Here is a 15,111-nt window from a genome sequence, read left to right as displayed (position 1 = left end):
CGATGGCGTGGAGATGGTAATGCCGGGAGATAATGTGAAGTTAAGCGTAGAACTCATCCAGCCGGTAGCGATGGAAGAGGGACTGCGATTTGCGATACGCGAAGGTGGCCGCACTGTCGGTGCCGGAGTGGTAACTAAAATTTTAGACTAAGGATCTGATCGTGGCAACACAACAGAAAATCAGAATCAAATTGAAGTCATACGATCATAACCTGATCGATAAATCAGCTGAAAAAATTATTCAGACTGTGAAATCTACTGGTGCGGTAGTTTCGGGACCCATCCCGCTACCGACCCGTAAAAGCATTATCACGGTTAATAAATCCGTGTTTGTTGATAAGAAATCACGGGAGCAATTTGAGTATCGATCTCATAAGCGCCTGATTGATATCCTGTCAACAGGATCACAAACCGTTGATGCGCTGATGAAGCTGGAATTGCCTTCTGGCGTTGATGTAGAAATTAAAGTTTAGAAAAGGACCCGAACACGATGAGTGGTTTGATAGGAAAAAAAATTGGGATGACAAGCGTGTTTGATAACGTGGGAAGAAATATTCCTGTAACTGTTATCGAAATTGAACCTTGTGCTATTACCCAGATCAAAACAGAGGAAACGGATGGCTATAAAGCTGTTCAGTTGGCTGCTTTTGATAAAAAAGAGAAAAACGTAAGTAAAGCCGTTAAAGGTCATTTTGATAAAGCTGGCGTTTCCACCAAATATAAAGTTGTTGAATTCAGAGATTTTATTCCTGAAGGACTTGATGTTGGAGACGAATTGAATATCAGCGATGTATTCACTGTTGGTGATACTGTTGATGTTGTTGCTAATTCAAAAGGACGTGGTTTCACCGGTGTTATTAAGCGCCACAATTTCAGTGGTGTTGGTGATGCAACTCACGGTCAGCATAACCGATTAAGAGCTCCTGGTTCTATCGGTGGCGCATCCGACCCTTCTAAAGTATTTAAGGGAATGCGAATGGCTGGCCAGTCTGGAAATGAGCGAGTGAAGATTAAAAACCTGAGCATCGCCAAGATTCTTGAAGACTCCAACGTGATTTTGGTTACAGGATCAATTCCGGGACCAAAAGGCGGCTACGTAGAAATTCACAATAAAACGTCTGTTATCAATTAGTCATGAAAGTAGATATTTATAAAATAGACGGATCAAAAAGCAGCAAGAAAGCTGAGCTTAGCGATGCCATTTTTGCTATCGAACCCAATGAAGTGGTTCTGTATGAAGACGTTCGTCGCCATATGGCAAACAAGCGTCAGGGTACTGCTAAAACTAAAGAGCGTAGCGAAGTAACTGGTAGTACAAAGAAAATGTACCGTCAGAAAGGAACGGGTAACGCTCGTCGTGGTGACATTAAATCTCCACTACTTCGTAAAGGTGGAACCGTATTCGGGCCGAAGCCTCGCGATTATAGCTTTAAGATGAACAAGAAAACCCGCCAACTCGCGCGTAAGTCTGCACTCACGCTCAAAGCTGCTAGCGAAGGAATTATCGTTGTACAGGATTTTTCATTTGATGAGCCAAAAACTTCTCAGGTAGCTGATATGTTAGCTGCTTTCGAAGCAACTGGAAAAAAAGCTCTGATATTGACAAGCGAAACAGACATGATTGTTTATAAGTCTGCCCGCAACATTCCTGGCGTTCAGGTATTGGAAGGCTACAAGCCTAACACATATCAGATTATGAATGCAGATGTAATTGTTATTCAGGAAAGTGCGGTTGCAAAACTTGAAAACAGTGTTGAAGGAAAAACTGAAGAGGCTGCAGCATGAGTATTATCAAACGACCTGTAATTACAGAGAAATTAAGTCGGCTTCAGGAAGCTGGAAAGTATACTTTTGAAGTTGCTACAAATGCAACAAAACCCGAGATCAAGCAAGCTGTTGAATCTACTTATCCGGGAGTAAAAGTGGCTAAGGTTAACACCGCTATAATGCCTTCAAAACCGAAGGGTAGATATACAAGAAGCGGTTACCAGGGAGGCCGAACTAAGGTCTGGAAAAAAGCCATTGTAACGGTCAAAGAAGGCGAAATTGATTTCTTTGCTGAAATTTAAGGATTAGAGAATAATGCCTACTAAGAAATTAAAACCAATTACACCAGGAACCCGACACAGGATTGCTCCTGTATTCGATGAAATTACAACTGATAAGCCATTAAAGGCTTTATTGGCTGGAAAGCATTCTTCTGGTGGACGAAACAGACACGGACGTATCACATCTCGCCACAGAGGTGGAGGTCATAAGCGCAGATATCGAATTATCGATTTCAAGCGTAACAAACATGATGTTCCTGCTACTGTTCAAACCATTGAGTACGATCCTAACCGATCTGCTCGAATTGCACTGGTAGCATATGCTGATGGTGAGCGTAGATACATAATAGCACCAAACAAGCTAAAAGTAGGAGATACAATCATTGCCGGAGAAACTGCGGCTCCTGATTTAGGAAATGCACTTCCAATGATGAAAATGCCTCCAGGTACGTTCATTCACAATATTGAATTACAGCCTGGCCAAGGTGGTACTTTGTGCAGAAGTGCTGGTACAAGTGCTCAGTTGCTCGGTAAGCAAGATCGCTATGTAAGTGTAAAACTTCCATCTGGAGAAGTTCGCTTGATCTTAGGTACTTGCTATGCAACAGTGGGTAATACCAGTAACCCTGATCACATGAATACGACCATAGCCAAAGCTGGTAGAAGCAGATGGAAAGGCAGACGACCACAAACTCGTGGTGTTGCTATGAACCCTGTTGATCACCCAATGGGTGGTGGTGAAGGTAAAGCTTCAGGTGGACACCCGCGTTCACCATGGGGACAGTCCGCTAAGGGTAAGAAGACAAGAAATCGTAACAAGTTGTCTTCTAAGTACATCGTAAGAAGAAGAAAAACCAAGAAAAAATAATTAAGTAACGTATGCCACGCTCACTGAAAAAAGGGCCTTTTGTTTACTATAAGCTTCAGCGCAAGATCGATGAAGCTAATGAAAGTGGAAGCAAGAAAGTGATCAAAACCTGGTCACGTAGTTCTATGATCACTCCCGATTTTATGGGATTGACACTTGCAGTACACAACGGCAAACAATTTATCCCTGTGTTTATAACTGAAAATATGGTAGGTCACAAGTTGGGCGAATTTGCACCAACACGAACATTCCGTGGCCATCCAGTGAAAAAAGCAGCTAAATAATTTAATCGGATTTAAGAGATGGATACTCCAGTTTTAGAAGCACGCGCAGTACAAAAGCATTTGAGGAGAGCTCCTCGCAAGGTTCGCCTTGTAGCAGATGCTGTTCGTGGTGAACAAGTAGACAAAGCGATTAAAAGACTCGAATTCACTAAAAAAGCATCTGCAGAAGATGTGATTAAAGTGATCAAGTCGGCAGCTGCAAATTTGAGAGATAAATTTCAGGAAGAGCGCTTTGACAATGAAGACCTTGTAATCAAGGAAATTTACGTTGATGAAGGCGTAACGCTGAAAAGAATTCAGCCAGCACCGATGGGCCGAGCTCATCGCATTAACAAACGCTCATGCCATATTACAGTAAAAGTGGCCAAGCGTGATCAAGAAAGTGTAAACGAATAAACGAACAATACCTTGGGACAGAAAACAAATCCAACTGGTTTTAGATTAGGCATTATTCGCGGATGGGATTCCAACTGGTTTTCTGAAGAGAACCAACCGGCTCTCATCGTAGAAGACGAAAAACTTCGCGAGTATTTGCACACAAGACTTCGCAATGGCGGTCTATCAAACGTGATTATTGAGCGTACCCCTAAGCGAATTCTCTTAACACTTCGTACAAGCCGACCCGGTGTTATTATCGGGAAAGGCGGAGAGCAAATTGAATTGCTCCGTGAAGAGCTTAAGAAAATCACCAGTAAAGAAGTACAGATTAACGTAAGTGAAATCAAACGCCCAGAGCTGGATGCAAGTTTGGTTGCTCAGAATATTGCTCAGCAGCTTCAAGCTCGTGTTTCATTCCGTAGAGCAATGAAAACAGCGATTGCATCAGCGATGAGAATGGGTGCCAAAGGTATTAAAGTTCGCTGTGCCGGACGACTTGGTGGAGCTGAAATGGCCCGTACCGAACAGTACAAAGAAGGGCAAATTCCACTACATACATTACGTGCTGATATTGATTATTCAACATCAACTTCCAATACTATTTATGGATCTATTGGTGTGACCGTTTGGATTTTCAAAGGTGAAATTATTGGTGATGTTGATCTGACACCTGGAACTCAGTCACGTCAAGATTCTGACTCAGGCCGAGGTAAAGGCGGAGATGACAGAGGACGAAGAAGTCGCCGACGTAGCAGAAACAGAAATCGATCTAATAAAAACAGTTAATAAGAAACGATGTTAGAACCAAAACGAGTTCAGAGACGCCGTGTTCATCGCGATAAGCTGAAAGGCAACGCGCAACGTGGCCACATTATTAACTTTGGTGATTTTGGACTGAAAGCTCTTGAGCCTAAGTTCATTACTTCACGCCAAATTGAGGCCTGCCGTATCGCAATTGCACGATCGTTGCAGCGTGACGGTCAGACGTTTATCCGAATTTTTCCGGATCGCCCTATGACAAGTAAGCCCGCTGAAACCCGAATGGGTAAAGGTAAAGGTGCTTTGGATCACTGGGTAGCGGTTGTAAAGCCCGGACGTATTCTCTTTGAGATCGCTGGTGTGAATGAAGAGCGCGCGAAAGAAGCGTTAAGACGTGCTGCGCACAAATTACCTATCAAAACCAAGTTTGTAGTACGACGAGACTACCAGGGAGGATAAGATGAAAGCGCACGAACTAAGAGATTTGACACTTACTGAATTACAAGCTCGCTTGAAAGATGAGCGTGACGTACTACAAAACCTTCGTTTTTCGAAGTCAGTAACCGGACAGCTTGAAAACCCGGCTCGACTGAGAAATCACCGAAGAGAGGTTGCCAGATTGGAAACCATTATTAATGAAAAAAGTAGTGCTGAATAAGCAAAGGATTTAAACTATGGCACAAACAGAAAGAGCCCAAAGACGAGAACGAGTCGGACGTGTAGTTAGCAACAGCATGGACAAAAGTATTACTGTTGCAGTAGATCGTCAGGTAAAGCACTCCATTTATGGAAAGTATATTACCAAAACGACCAAATACATGGCGCACGATGAGAATAACGAAGCCAGTGTTGGTGACACCGTGCAGATCATGTCTACACGACCACTATCAAAGCGTAAATCATGGCGATTGGTAGAAATCGTCGAAAAAGCTAAGTAACGAATAGAGCATTAGGAATTAGCGATGGTTCAAACTCAAACGACATTAAACGTAGCAGATAACAGCGGTGCCAGAAAGCTGATGTGTATTAAAGTGCTGGGAGATTCCCGACGCCGATATGCACGAGTAGGCGATTTGATTTCCGCATCTGTGAAAACAGCAATACCAGGTGGAAACGTCAAAAAAGGTGACGTTGTAAAAGCCGTTATTGTACGAACACGAAAAGAATACCGCAGACGGGATGGTAGTTACATCCGTTTTGATGAAAATGCTGCGGTTATCATTAACAAAGATCAAGAACCGGTAGGTACACGTATTTTTGGCCCCGTTGCCAGAGAGCTTCGTGAAAAAAGCTTCATGAGAATCGTGTCGCTTGCACCGGAAGTACTTTAAAAAAGGAATTAGAGTATGCCACGCAGGTTCAACAAACAAAAGAAATTACACGTTAAGAAAGGCGATGATGTTTTAGTAATCGCCGGTAACGACAAAGGAAAAAGAGGCCGTGTATTGATGGTATTCCCTAAGAAAGAGCGTGTGCTCGTAGAGGGAATTAACATGAAAACCCATCATGAAAAGCCAACCCAGGACAATCCACAAGGTGGTCGTCTTAAGAAAGAGGGTTCCATTCACACTTCAAATGTAATGGTAATTGACCCTACTACTGACGAACCTACCCGTGTTGGACGTAAACGAATTGAAGAAGACGGCAATGGCCGTTGGGTTCGTTACGCCAAGACAAGTGGCGAAATGCTGGACAAATAACGCAGATAGATAGCAATGGCTGAAGCAAGATTATATACACTTTACAAAGATGAGATTCGCGACAAATTGCGCGAAGAGTTTGAGTATGATAACCCAATGGCCATACCCAAACTTCAGAAAATCGTAATTAACGTAGGCGTAGGTGACGCTATAACCGACAAGAAAGTTTTGGATACGGTTGTAGATAACGTAGCTGCGATAACTGGCCAACAACCAGTTACAACCAAAGCTAAAAAGTCTATTTCGAACTTTAAGCTTCGTGAAGGGATGCCAATTGGCTGTAAAGTTACCCTTCGTCAGCGCATTATGTTTGAATTTCTGGATCGACTCGTGAATCTGGCTCTGCCAAGAACACGTGACTTCCAGGGAGTTCCGGACAAAAGTTTTGATGGCCGCGGTAATTATACCCTGGGCATTAAAGAGCATACCATTTTCCCGGAAATAGACACTGACAAAGTTTCAAAAGTACATGGTATGGACGTTACTTTTGTTACTTCTGCTGAAACAGACGAAGAAGCTTATGCTCTGCTTAAGCACTTTGGAATGCCATTTCAAACGAGAAACTAAGAGATATTCTATTATGGCTAAGAAAGCTTGGATAGCACGTAACGAAAAACGAAAAGAAACTGTAAAAAAGTACGCCGAAAAACGTCGCAAGCTTAAAGAAGCTGGCGATTATGAAGGCCTGCAAAAACTGCCTCGCGATGCCAGCCCTACACGGGTTCGCAACAGATGCAGCATCACCGGCAGAAGCCGTGGTTATGTTGGTAAATATGGAATATCACGAATTAAATTTCGTGAACTTGCCCTTGCTGGTAAGATTCCTGGCGTACGAAAAGCAAGCTGGTAAATTTAACTAAGGAATCGATGACTGATCCTATTGCAGATTATTTAACACGAATCAGGAATGCCCAACAAGCCGGGCATCGTAGAGTAGATATTCCCGCTTCTAAGCTGAAGCGCGCCATGACTAAAATTCTGGCAGATAAAGGGTATATCTCAAAATACATTGATATTGAAGACGGTAGACAAGGAATGATCCGTTTGTTTCTGAAATATGATTCATATGGACACCCTGTAATCCGACAAATGAAAAGACTTTCAAAACCCGGTTTACGAGTATATAAAGGTGGTAACGACGTTCCACGCGCTCAAAACGGATTGGGTATTGTAATTCTTTCAACATCAAAAGGTGTAATGACCGATAAAGAAGCTCGCAAGCTTAATGTAGGCGGCGAGATTTTGTGCACCATTTATTAATAAACAGTTTTTGAACTATGTCTCGAATTGGAAATTTACCGGTACCTATTTCTGATAAAGTTGAGTTCAGCATCAACGCTGATAACATCGCAACTTTTAAAGGAGAAAAAGGAACCAACACACTCCGAATTCACCCGGAAATTACGATTGAAAAGAATGAAAATGAGCTCCTGATTAAAAGAGCTACTGACCAAAAAGAGCACCGTGCTCTTCATGGCCTGTTTCGTTCGCTGGTGAATAATGCAGTGGTTGGTGTATCGGAAGGCTACACTAAAAAATTAGAAATCATTGGCGTTGGTTTCCGTGCCGCTATGAATGGCGACGTACTGGAGCTGAACCTGGGTTATTCTCACCCGATTTTCTTTGTACCACCGGAAGGAATTGATATGGAAGTGGATACCAAGTCTGGTAAAAACCCCATCCTGGTTATCTCCGGAGTAGACAAAGAATTGGTAGGTCAGATTTCTGCTAAAATCAGATCATTCAGAAAGCCTGAGCCTTACAAAGGTAAAGGAATCAGATATCTGGGTGAGCAGGTTCGTCGTAAGGCCGGTAAATCAGCTGCTAAATAGAGGTTTGAATAATGGATAAAAGACAACAAAAGAAAATAGAGCGAAGAAGTAAGATCAGAAGACGTATCCGTTCTACCATAAAAGGTACAGCTGAGCGTCCAAGATTGAGCGTGTTCAAAAGTAACAAGTACACCTACCTGCAATTGGTTAACGATCTTGACGGTGTCACACTTGCGGCTTCAAAAGCTGAGACTGGTGTTGACAATGCAAAAGAAGCAGGTTCTGAAATTGCCAAACTTGCTCAGGACAAAGGAATTAATAAAGTGGTATTTGACCGAAGTGGTTATAAATATCACGGCATCGTTAAGGCCGCCGCTGAAGGCGCCCGCGATGGTGGATTAGACTTTTAATTGAATTGGGATAAACAATGCCTAAAATAAGAAGAAAACAATCTATACCTGCTGCTAACCTGAACCTTGAAGAGAAATTGGTTCACGTTAATCGTGTAGCCAAAGTAGTGAAAGGTGGACGTCGTTTTAGCTTCAACGCTATTGTAGTTGTTGGAGACGGTAACGGTGTTTGTGGTCATGGTCTTGGAAAAGCAAACGAAGTTTCGGATGCTATCCAGAAAGGCTTTGATAATGCCAAGAAAAACCTGATCCGTGTACCTCTAACTAAAACTAAGAGTATTTACCATCCTATTGTTGGTAAAGCTGGTGCCGGAAAAGTATTATTGCGACCGGCTGCAGAAGGTACGGGTGTAATTGCAGGTGGTGCGGTTAAAGCGCTGCTTGACGTTGCAGGTGTACACAATATTTTATCTAAATCTCAGGGTTCTTCAAATCCCCATAATATGGTGAAGGCAGCTTTTACTGCTCTGAAAGAATTGACTGATCCTGTTGAAGTTGCACAGAGAAGAGACATTTCTCTGAACAAAGTATTTGAAGGATAATATTTAAAGAATTTGACGATGGACTTAAGCAATTTAAAAGCACCGATCCCAAATCAGAAAAGCACTAAGCGTGTGGGGCGTGGACAAGGTTCCGGACGTGGTGAACAATCTGGTCGTGGACACAACGGACAGAAATCCCGTTCTGGCCATAAGCAGCGTGCCTGGTTCGAAGGTGGACAAATGCCCCTTCAGCGACGTTTGCCAAAATTTGGTTTCACCAATATAAACCGCAAAGAGTTTCGTGTAATTAATGTTCACACTATCAGCGAGTTTATTGAAGCCGGAAAACTAAATAAAACGATTAGTTTGGAAGAATTAATTAATTCCGGTTTGGCTAGCGAAGGAGAAAAAGTTAAACTTCTCGGTCGTGGTGAACTAGAACAGAAAATCGAAATTGAAGTACATGCCGCAAGCAAGTCTGCCAGTGAGAAGGTAGAGGCAGCTGGTGGATCATTAACTTTGGTGCAAAACTAATAGTGTAGACGGCGAATGAGTCTGATAGAAAACTTCCGCAACATATTTAAAATTGAAGATCTTAAGAATCGTATTCTATATACGGTTGGAATCTTAATGGTCTATCGGGTGGGTAGTTATATTACTCTGCCTGGTGTTGATGCTAACCAGCTTATTGGCAGCAGTGGAAATGCCGCCAGTAGTTTGTTAGGCTTATTTGATTTATTTGTGGGAGGGGCGTTCTCAAGAGCGGGTGTTTTTGCGCTTGGGATCATGCCTTATATCACCGCTGCCATTATCATTCAGTTGATGGGTGCAGTAGTTCCTTATTTTCAGAAACTGCAACGTGAGGGAGAAGAAGGAAGAAGAAAAATCACCCGGCTTACAAGGTATGGTACCGTAGGTATTACTCTTGTTCAGGCTATTGGTTTTTCAATCAATCTGATGTCAACAGCTCCTCAGGCAATTGTTGTAAATGAGTTTTTCTTTGTGATCACTTCAATGATTGTATTGACTGCCGGTACTGTTTTTGTAATGTGGCTGGGTGAAAGAATTAGTGACCGCGGTATTGGTAACGGTATTTCGCTGATTATCATGATTGGTATTATTGCCGCATTGCCAGCTAACTTTTATAATGAAGTTACAACCAAGGCGAATGCTATTTTAGTAATCATTGAAGTAGCAGCATTGATATTAGTGATTGCAGCTGTGGTAATGCTGACTCAGGGAACACGTAAAATTCCGGTTCAGTATGCCAAAAGAGTAGTTGGCCGCAAAGTTTACGGAGGCACTACTCAGTACTTGCCATTACGGGTTAACGCTGCTGGTGTAATGCCGATTATTTTTGCACAGTCCATCATGTTTATTCCTAGTACAATTGGTTCTTTCTTTCCGGAAAACCAAACCGTACAGTTTTTGACCCAATGGTCAGTCGACTTTACAGGACTCACATATTCGATTGTATTCTTCTTTGTTTGTGTGTTCTTTACATTTTTCTATACTGCTATCGCCATTAATCCGAAAGAAATGGCAGATACTATGAAGCGACAAGGTGGTTTTATTCCGGGTGTTCGTCCGGGTAAGCAAACCGTCGAGTTCATTGACAATATTTTGACGAAGATTACCCTTCCGGGTTCTTTGTTTCTATCGTTTGTAGCTATACTTCCAGCTATCGCAGTTGGCTTGTTTGGAGTTACTCCTGGTTTTGCCCTCTTTTATGGAGGAACCAGTTTGTTAATTATCGTTGGGGTTGCTTTGGATACACTCCAGCAGATTGAAAGTCACTTAATGATGCGTCATTATGATGGCTTTATGAAAACAGGTAGAATTAAAGGCCGGCGAAGAGCGTAAATGATTTACCTGAAGAGTGAATCCGAAATTGAGAAGATGCGTGAAAGTGCGCTTATTGTCTCAAGAACACTGGCAGAAGTTGGTAAATATATTGAGCCAGGTGTTACAACGGGTAAGCTTGACAGAATTGCTGAAGAGTACATCGCCAAAGAAAAAGGGCGTCCTGCTTTTAAAGGATATGGCCCAAAAGGAAATGAATTTCCGGCGACACTTTGTATTTCAATCAATGAAGAAGTTGTTCATGGAATTCCAGGCAACCGCGAATTGAAAGAAGGCGATGTTGTTTCTGTTGATTGCGGAGTTGAAAAAAATGGATACTTCGGTGATCATGCATACACATTTGCTGTTGGTGAATGTGACGATAAGACTTTGAAATTATTGAGAACTACTCTCGAGTCTCTTTACAAAGGGATCGAACAAGCCATTCACGGAAACAGAATTGGGGATTTGGCAAATGCCATTCAAACTCACTGTGAAAATGAAGGTTATGGAGTAGTCAGAGAATTAGTTGGACATGGGATCGGAAAAGCAATGCATGAAGATCCTTCTGTGCCAAACTTTGGAAAAAAAGGTAAAGGCGAGCGACTCCGATCAGGAATGACACTCGCTGTAGAACCTATGATTACCATGGGTTCCTGGAAAACAAAAACATTGAACGATGGCTGGACAGTTGTTACAGCCGACGGGAGTTTAGCCGCTCATTACGAACATGACATTGTAATTCGTGAAGACAAGGCTGAAATTCTCAGTACTTTTGATTATATTGCTGAGCTCTCGGATAAAAACGAAAATAACATATTGTATTATGGCTAAACAAGAGCCGATAAAACAAGATGGGGAAATAATAGAAGCATTACCTAATGCGCAATTTCGCGTAGAATTAGATAATGGGCATGAGATATTGGCTCACGTATCGGGTAAAATGCGGATGTATTACATTAAAATTCTCCCGGGAGATAGAGTGGCAGTAGAAATGTCGCCCTATGATTTATCTAAAGGAAGAATAACTTACAGATACAAATAAAGAGGTTGTCATGAAGACACGTTCATCAGTAAAGAAAAGAAGTTCAGACGACAAAATTGTACGACGTAAAGGCCGTCTTTACGTGATTAACAAGAAGAACCCACGCCATAAGCAGCGTCAGGGCTAATAGAATAACCGAGTATTTATATGGCACGTATTGCTGGAATAGATTTACCAAAACAAAAAAGAGGCATAATCAGCCTTACTTACATTTATGGAATCGGCCGCTCCAAAGCAGCTGAAATTCTTGAGCAGTTGGATATCGACAAAGATACCAAGGTTCAGGACTGGACGGATGACCAGGTAAGTGCACTTCGTACTTTGATTGACGAAGAGTACAAAGTTGAGGGTGCGCTACGAAGTGAAGTTAACGGCGATATTCGTCGTCTTATTGAAATTGGTAGCTACCGGGGTGTTCGTCACCGTCGAGGGCTTCCGGTAAGAGGTCAGCGTACGCAAACAAACGCACGTACTCGAAAAGGTAAGAAGAAAACGGTTGCCGGTAAGAAGAAGGTTGCCAAATAATATTGAAATTGAGATAACCCATGGCTAAAAAACAACCAAAAGCATCTTTAGCTGCAAAGCGTAAAAAGAAAAAACAACTTAGCGATCCTAACGGAATGGCTTTTGTTAAAGCTACTTTCAATAACGTGATCGTAACCATAACCGACGCTGATGGGAACGTAGTTTCGTGGTCATCTGCCGGAAAAGAAGGTTTCAAGGGGTCTAGGAAAAACACCCCTTACGCCGCTCAGCTAAGTGCTGAAACTGCTGCGCAAACTGCTCATGAAATGGGGCTGCGCAAAGTGGAAGTATTTGTAAAAGGGCCTGGTTCAGGTCGTGAAGCTGCGGTTCGTGGAATGGCAAGTTCCGGATTGGAGGTTACTTCAATTAAAGACCGTACACCGCTTCCACACAATGGATGCCGGCCACCAAAAAGAAGAAGAGTTTAATAGTAAGAAGATTGTATAATGGCAAGATATAGAGGACCAAAACAAAAGAAAGCCAGACGATTCAAAGAACCAATCTTTGGACCAAGTAAAGCTTTAGAGCGTAAACCTTACGGCCCTGGTGAGCATGGTCGTTCAAGATTTAATAGAAAATCTGAATACGCAATTCAGCTTGAAGAAAAGCAGAAAGCAAAATACACTTATGGTTTGCTGGAAAAGCAATTCCGTAACTTGTTCAAAGCTGCTTCAGCTCAAGATGGTGTTGCTGGTGAAAACTTGCTTCAGGCACTTGAAAGCAGATTGGATAACACTGTTTTCCGTATGGGCTTTGCAAGAACAAGACGTCAGGCTCGCCAGTTAGTGACTCATAAACATGTAGTAGTCAATGGTGGAGTTGTAAATATTCCATCCTATCAGATGAGTCCAGGTGATGTAGTTTCTATTCGACCAAAGTCTAGAAACCTGGAAATTATTGAAGACGCACTGGATGGATCCTCAAGAAACAAGTACAAATGGGTTGAAACAGATCCAAAGTCAAGATCAGGTAAGATGCTTTATGTTCCTACAATGGACGAGATACCTGAGAATATTAACGTTCAGCTAATTGTTGAGCTTTACTCTAAGTAATTTTAAAAATTTTAAGATCTATTATGAGCAACTATAGCATTCAAATGCCTGAACCTCTCGACGTTGTTGAAGACAACGACAATTTTGGTACGTTTGTTCTTCAACCACTTGAAAGGGGCTTCGGAGTAACGATTGGAAATTCTTTCCGACGAGTTCTGCTCTCATCACTTCCTGGAATTGCAATCACAGCCGTTAAGATTAATGGTGTTGATCATGAGTATTCCAGCATCAAGGGAGTTAAAGAAGATGTTTACGAGATTATCCTGAATTTTAAAGAAGTTCGGTTTAAGCAAGTTGAACAAAGTTCAGGTGTAATTCACATTTCCAAAAGCGGTCAAGGTGAATTAACAGCCAAAGATATCGATGATGCTACAGCTGAATATGATGTATTAAATCCGGATTTGGTTATTGCAAATCTTGCAGACGATGCTGAGCTGGAAATTGAGCTTAAGGTTGGCCGAGGCCGTGGATACGTTCCAGCCGAGGAAATGTCGGTAGAAGACGAAGATGTAAATTTGATTCCAATCGATGCCATCTTCACACCTATTAAGTCAGTGAAATACAATGTTGAGAATGTTCGTGTTGGTCAGCGTACCGATTATGAGAAGCTGGTTATGGACATTGAAACAGATGGATCTGTAAATGCTAAAGAAGCTCTTACCATTGCTGGTAAGATTCTTAAAGAGCATATCGAGAAATTTATCACAGAAGAAATTGAAGAGCCATTCACTCAGGAAGAGGAAGAGGTTGATGCTGAGAAGCAGCGCGTAGCTAATCTATTGAGAACAAGTATTGAAGATCTCAATCTTAGTGTGCGAGCTTACAACTGCCTCAAGTCTGCGAATATTAACACTATTGGAGAGTTGGTATCGCGCGATGAGCAAGATCTTCTTAAATTCAGAAACTTCGGTAAGAAATCACTTAGTGAATTAGTAGAAGTGATTGAAGAGAAGAATCTTGAATTTGGAATGGACGTATCTAAATATTTAGACTAAGCAGAAAGGAATTAAATTATGCGTCACGGAGTAAAAGGTAGAAAATTAAGCAGGACTTCTGCTCACAGAAAAAACACCATGCAATCACTTGCTATGGCGTTGATCAGAGAGCACAGGATTACGACAACTCTTGCTAAGGCTAAAGAACTACGTGGATTTGTTGAGCCATTAATCACCAGAGCAAAAGAAGATACTCATCATAACAGAAGACAAGTATTTTCTTCCCTTCAAAATAAGGAAGCGGTAACTACTCTTTTTACAGAGGTTGGTCCAAAATGTAAGGATCGTCCAGGTGGTTATACCCGTGTTATCAAGGTGGGTTTCCGTAAGGGAGATGGAGCTGAGATAGCTATCATCGAGTTGGTGGATTATAATGATATTAAACCTGAAGGTAGTTCTTCTGCCTCATCTGGCAAGAAGAAGACTCGCCGTGCAGGTAAGAGTAATACGCCAACCACTTCTGAATCATCAAAGCCGAAAGAAGAGAAGCAAGAGGCAAAAGCTGAAGTAGCTGAAGCCTCAGAAGAAGCTACAGAAATTGAAGAAAGTTCAGCTGATACAGAAACAGGATCATCAGATGAAGCTGAATCAGAAGATAGTTCAGAAGAAGAGAAAAAATAATTTCTTTTAGAAATTAAGGCCTTTGTATTTGTATGAAGGTCTTTTTTATGAGATGTAGTTTAAGGTAAACCATCTCGTGAAACAGATGTCAAAAAAAGAGAAAATTTTTAAAGATAAGTTTGACATCTAAACATAATATACCTTATCTTTGGTTTCTGTTTCGCGAACGATTTTACAAATGCGGAACACTTGTTCTTAGACATATTGAAGTATAGATCAGATTGTTTGTGCGAGCGAGAGCTTGTTCAATTTCTTGATGCAATTTTTTGCATTTTAAAATGACCAAGAGCGTAGGGTCAGCTCACAGAGTATTATATAGTATATTTACAA

Annotated in this window: 30 protein-coding genes; all 30 read left to right on the top strand. The window is 41.8% G+C overall.

What is annotated here, in order from left to right; all coding sequences use genetic code 11:
* Positions 1-151 (top strand): EF-Tu C-terminal domain-related protein (locus RIB15_RS07185; protein ID WP_502881341.1); only part of this gene is annotated, 151 nt, incomplete at its 5' end.
* A gap of 10 nt (positions 152-161) precedes the next feature.
* Complete coding sequence (rpsJ, locus tag RIB15_RS07180) at positions 162-473, top strand: 30S ribosomal protein S10 (RefSeq protein ID WP_018128596.1); 312 nt, start codon at positions 162-164, stop codon at positions 471-473.
* Positions 474-490: 17 nt separating this feature from the next.
* Positions 491-1,132 carry a 50S ribosomal protein L3 gene (gene rplC / locus RIB15_RS07175; RefSeq protein WP_350201473.1) on the top strand — a complete coding sequence of 214 codons (642 nt, stop codon included), beginning with the start codon at positions 491-493 and terminating at the stop codon, positions 1,130-1,132.
* Positions 1,133-1,134: 2 nt separating this feature from the next.
* Positions 1,135-1,785, top strand: coding sequence for a 50S ribosomal protein L4 (gene rplD / locus RIB15_RS07170; protein WP_350201472.1), 651 nt, complete (start codon positions 1,135-1,137; stop codon positions 1,783-1,785).
* Entirely contained in the window at positions 1,782-2,069 is a 288-nt protein-coding gene (gene rplW, locus RIB15_RS07165; protein WP_350201471.1) for a 50S ribosomal protein L23, read from the top strand. Before rplD ends, rplW begins: the two co-directional genes overlap by 4 nt.
* Positions 2,070-2,082: 13 nt before the next feature.
* A complete protein-coding gene (gene rplB, locus RIB15_RS07160) occupies positions 2,083-2,916 on the top strand; it encodes a 50S ribosomal protein L2 (RefSeq protein ID WP_350201470.1) in 834 nt (277 codons plus the stop codon).
* A gap of 11 nt (positions 2,917-2,927) precedes the next feature.
* Complete coding sequence (gene rpsS / locus RIB15_RS07155) at positions 2,928-3,200, top strand: 30S ribosomal protein S19 (RefSeq protein ID WP_350201469.1); 273 nt, start codon at positions 2,928-2,930, stop codon at positions 3,198-3,200.
* A gap of 18 nt (positions 3,201-3,218) precedes the next feature.
* Positions 3,219-3,596, top strand: coding sequence for a 50S ribosomal protein L22 (gene rplV, locus RIB15_RS07150; protein WP_255133397.1), 378 nt, complete (start codon positions 3,219-3,221; stop codon positions 3,594-3,596).
* 12 nt (positions 3,597-3,608) lie between these two features.
* Positions 3,609-4,364, top strand: a complete 756-nt coding sequence (rpsC, locus tag RIB15_RS07145; protein ID WP_350201468.1) for a 30S ribosomal protein S3 — start codon at positions 3,609-3,611, stop codon at positions 4,362-4,364.
* Between the two features lie 9 nt (positions 4,365-4,373).
* The gene (rplP, locus tag RIB15_RS07140) at positions 4,374-4,796 is read left to right on the top strand and encodes a 50S ribosomal protein L16 (protein ID WP_255133393.1); all 423 of its coding nucleotides are present in this window, start codon (positions 4,374-4,376) and stop codon (positions 4,794-4,796) included.
* A gap of 1 nt (position 4,797) precedes the next feature.
* Entirely contained in the window at positions 4,798-4,995 is a 198-nt protein-coding gene (gene rpmC, locus RIB15_RS07135; RefSeq protein ID WP_255133391.1) for a 50S ribosomal protein L29, read from the top strand.
* A 16-nt stretch (positions 4,996-5,011) separates the two neighbouring features.
* The gene (gene rpsQ / locus RIB15_RS07130; protein ID WP_350201467.1) at positions 5,012-5,275 is read left to right on the top strand and encodes a 30S ribosomal protein S17; all 264 of its coding nucleotides are present in this window, start codon (positions 5,012-5,014) and stop codon (positions 5,273-5,275) included.
* Between the two features lie 24 nt (positions 5,276-5,299).
* Entirely contained in the window at positions 5,300-5,668 is a 369-nt protein-coding gene (rplN, locus tag RIB15_RS07125) for a 50S ribosomal protein L14 (protein ID WP_255133388.1), read from the top strand.
* 15 nt (positions 5,669-5,683) lie between these two features.
* On the top strand, positions 5,684-6,037 hold the full coding sequence (gene rplX, locus RIB15_RS07120) for a 50S ribosomal protein L24 (protein WP_350201466.1): 354 nt from the start codon (positions 5,684-5,686) through the stop codon (positions 6,035-6,037).
* Positions 6,038-6,052: 15 nt separating this feature from the next.
* Positions 6,053-6,604, top strand: coding sequence for a 50S ribosomal protein L5 (rplE, locus tag RIB15_RS07115; protein ID WP_350201465.1), 552 nt, complete (start codon positions 6,053-6,055; stop codon positions 6,602-6,604).
* A 13-nt stretch (positions 6,605-6,617) separates the two neighbouring features.
* Complete coding sequence (rpsN, locus tag RIB15_RS07110; protein ID WP_350201464.1) at positions 6,618-6,887, top strand: 30S ribosomal protein S14; 270 nt, start codon at positions 6,618-6,620, stop codon at positions 6,885-6,887.
* 17 nt (positions 6,888-6,904) lie between these two features.
* On the top strand, positions 6,905-7,297 hold the full coding sequence (gene rpsH / locus RIB15_RS07105) for a 30S ribosomal protein S8 (RefSeq protein WP_350201463.1): 393 nt from the start codon (positions 6,905-6,907) through the stop codon (positions 7,295-7,297).
* A 17-nt stretch (positions 7,298-7,314) separates the two neighbouring features.
* On the top strand, positions 7,315-7,869 hold the full coding sequence (gene rplF, locus RIB15_RS07100) for a 50S ribosomal protein L6 (protein WP_255133379.1): 555 nt from the start codon (positions 7,315-7,317) through the stop codon (positions 7,867-7,869).
* Between the two features lie 11 nt (positions 7,870-7,880).
* Positions 7,881-8,219 (top strand): 50S ribosomal protein L18, encoded by a 339-nt coding sequence (gene rplR / locus RIB15_RS07095; RefSeq protein WP_350201462.1) that lies wholly within the window; start codon positions 7,881-7,883, stop codon positions 8,217-8,219.
* 17 nt (positions 8,220-8,236) lie between these two features.
* The gene (gene rpsE, locus RIB15_RS07090) at positions 8,237-8,761 is read left to right on the top strand and encodes a 30S ribosomal protein S5 (RefSeq protein ID WP_290967102.1); all 525 of its coding nucleotides are present in this window, start codon (positions 8,237-8,239) and stop codon (positions 8,759-8,761) included.
* An 18-nt stretch (positions 8,762-8,779) separates the two neighbouring features.
* Positions 8,780-9,235, top strand: a complete 456-nt coding sequence (rplO, locus tag RIB15_RS07085; protein ID WP_350201461.1) for a 50S ribosomal protein L15 — start codon at positions 8,780-8,782, stop codon at positions 9,233-9,235.
* Between the two features lie 15 nt (positions 9,236-9,250).
* Positions 9,251-10,564, top strand: coding sequence for a preprotein translocase subunit SecY (gene secY, locus RIB15_RS07080; protein ID WP_350201460.1), 1,314 nt, complete (start codon positions 9,251-9,253; stop codon positions 10,562-10,564).
* Positions 10,565-11,377 carry a type I methionyl aminopeptidase gene (gene map, locus RIB15_RS07075; protein WP_350201459.1) on the top strand — a complete coding sequence of 271 codons (813 nt, stop codon included), beginning with the start codon at positions 10,565-10,567 and terminating at the stop codon, positions 11,375-11,377. It abuts the gene before it with no gap.
* Entirely contained in the window at positions 11,370-11,588 is a 219-nt protein-coding gene (gene infA, locus RIB15_RS07070) for a translation initiation factor IF-1 (protein ID WP_020404818.1), read from the top strand. The genes map and infA overlap by 8 nt, the downstream gene beginning before the upstream one ends.
* A 10-nt stretch (positions 11,589-11,598) precedes the next feature.
* Positions 11,599-11,715, top strand: coding sequence for a 50S ribosomal protein L36 (gene rpmJ, locus RIB15_RS07065; RefSeq protein WP_071594720.1), 117 nt, complete (start codon positions 11,599-11,601; stop codon positions 11,713-11,715).
* 20 nt (positions 11,716-11,735) lie between these two features.
* Positions 11,736-12,113, top strand: coding sequence for a 30S ribosomal protein S13 (gene rpsM, locus RIB15_RS07060; protein WP_350201458.1), 378 nt, complete (start codon positions 11,736-11,738; stop codon positions 12,111-12,113).
* Between the two features lie 20 nt (positions 12,114-12,133).
* Positions 12,134-12,541 carry a 30S ribosomal protein S11 gene (gene rpsK, locus RIB15_RS07055; protein ID WP_350201457.1) on the top strand — a complete coding sequence of 136 codons (408 nt, stop codon included), beginning with the start codon at positions 12,134-12,136 and terminating at the stop codon, positions 12,539-12,541.
* A gap of 18 nt (positions 12,542-12,559) precedes the next feature.
* Positions 12,560-13,165, top strand: coding sequence for a 30S ribosomal protein S4 (gene rpsD, locus RIB15_RS07050; RefSeq protein ID WP_350201456.1), 606 nt, complete (start codon positions 12,560-12,562; stop codon positions 13,163-13,165).
* A gap of 23 nt (positions 13,166-13,188) precedes the next feature.
* A complete protein-coding gene (locus RIB15_RS07045; protein WP_290967116.1) occupies positions 13,189-14,160 on the top strand; it encodes a DNA-directed RNA polymerase subunit alpha in 972 nt (323 codons plus the stop codon).
* An 18-nt stretch (positions 14,161-14,178) separates the two neighbouring features.
* Entirely contained in the window at positions 14,179-14,781 is a 603-nt protein-coding gene (rplQ, locus tag RIB15_RS07040) for a 50S ribosomal protein L17 (RefSeq protein WP_350201455.1), read from the top strand.
* Positions 14,782-15,111 lie beyond the last annotated feature (330 nt).

The sequence above is a fragment of the Gracilimonas sp. genome (assembly GCF_040218225.1).
GTDB lineage: Bacteria > Bacteroidota > Rhodothermia > Balneolales > Balneolaceae > Gracilimonas.
Note: the sequence above shows the minus strand (reverse complement) of the source record. Positions and strands in the feature narration are given on the sequence as shown.

Coding starts and splice junctions, on each gene's coding strand:
- rpsS (WP_350201469.1), top strand. CDS start 2,928: ATGCCACGCTCACTGAAAAAAGGGCCTTTTGTTTACTATAAGCTTCAG.
- rpsN (WP_350201464.1), top strand. CDS start 6,618: ATGGCTAAGAAAGCTTGGATAGCACGTAACGAAAAACGAAAAGAAACT.
- RIB15_RS07045 (WP_290967116.1), top strand. CDS start 13,189: ATGAGCAACTATAGCATTCAAATGCCTGAACCTCTCGACGTTGTTGAA.
- rpsM (WP_350201458.1), top strand. CDS start 11,736: ATGGCACGTATTGCTGGAATAGATTTACCAAAACAAAAAAGAGGCATA.
- rpsH (WP_350201463.1), top strand. CDS start 6,905: ATGACTGATCCTATTGCAGATTATTTAACACGAATCAGGAATGCCCAA.
- rplD (WP_350201472.1), top strand. CDS start 1,135: ATGAAAGTAGATATTTATAAAATAGACGGATCAAAAAGCAGCAAGAAA.
- rplB (WP_350201470.1), top strand. CDS start 2,083: ATGCCTACTAAGAAATTAAAACCAATTACACCAGGAACCCGACACAGG.
- rpsK (WP_350201457.1), top strand. CDS start 12,134: ATGGCTAAAAAACAACCAAAAGCATCTTTAGCTGCAAAGCGTAAAAAG.
- rplQ (WP_350201455.1), top strand. CDS start 14,179: ATGCGTCACGGAGTAAAAGGTAGAAAATTAAGCAGGACTTCTGCTCAC.
- rplO (WP_350201461.1), top strand. CDS start 8,780: ATGGACTTAAGCAATTTAAAAGCACCGATCCCAAATCAGAAAAGCACT.
- infA (WP_020404818.1), top strand. CDS start 11,370: ATGGCTAAACAAGAGCCGATAAAACAAGATGGGGAAATAATAGAAGCA.
- rpsQ (WP_350201467.1), top strand. CDS start 5,012: ATGGCACAAACAGAAAGAGCCCAAAGACGAGAACGAGTCGGACGTGTA.
- rpmC (WP_255133391.1), top strand. CDS start 4,798: ATGAAAGCGCACGAACTAAGAGATTTGACACTTACTGAATTACAAGCT.
- rplW (WP_350201471.1), top strand. CDS start 1,782: ATGAGTATTATCAAACGACCTGTAATTACAGAGAAATTAAGTCGGCTT.
- rplN (WP_255133388.1), top strand. CDS start 5,300: ATGGTTCAAACTCAAACGACATTAAACGTAGCAGATAACAGCGGTGCC.
- secY (WP_350201460.1), top strand. CDS start 9,251: ATGAGTCTGATAGAAAACTTCCGCAACATATTTAAAATTGAAGATCTT.
- rplR (WP_350201462.1), top strand. CDS start 7,881: ATGGATAAAAGACAACAAAAGAAAATAGAGCGAAGAAGTAAGATCAGA.
- rplF (WP_255133379.1), top strand. CDS start 7,315: ATGTCTCGAATTGGAAATTTACCGGTACCTATTTCTGATAAAGTTGAG.
- rplE (WP_350201465.1), top strand. CDS start 6,053: ATGGCTGAAGCAAGATTATATACACTTTACAAAGATGAGATTCGCGAC.
- rplC (WP_350201473.1), top strand. CDS start 491: ATGAGTGGTTTGATAGGAAAAAAAATTGGGATGACAAGCGTGTTTGAT.
- rplV (WP_255133397.1), top strand. CDS start 3,219: ATGGATACTCCAGTTTTAGAAGCACGCGCAGTACAAAAGCATTTGAGG.
- rplX (WP_350201466.1), top strand. CDS start 5,684: ATGCCACGCAGGTTCAACAAACAAAAGAAATTACACGTTAAGAAAGGC.
- rplP (WP_255133393.1), top strand. CDS start 4,374: ATGTTAGAACCAAAACGAGTTCAGAGACGCCGTGTTCATCGCGATAAG.
- rpsE (WP_290967102.1), top strand. CDS start 8,237: ATGCCTAAAATAAGAAGAAAACAATCTATACCTGCTGCTAACCTGAAC.
- rpsD (WP_350201456.1), top strand. CDS start 12,560: ATGGCAAGATATAGAGGACCAAAACAAAAGAAAGCCAGACGATTCAAA.
- rpmJ (WP_071594720.1), top strand. CDS start 11,599: ATGAAGACACGTTCATCAGTAAAGAAAAGAAGTTCAGACGACAAAATT.
- map (WP_350201459.1), top strand. CDS start 10,565: ATGATTTACCTGAAGAGTGAATCCGAAATTGAGAAGATGCGTGAAAGT.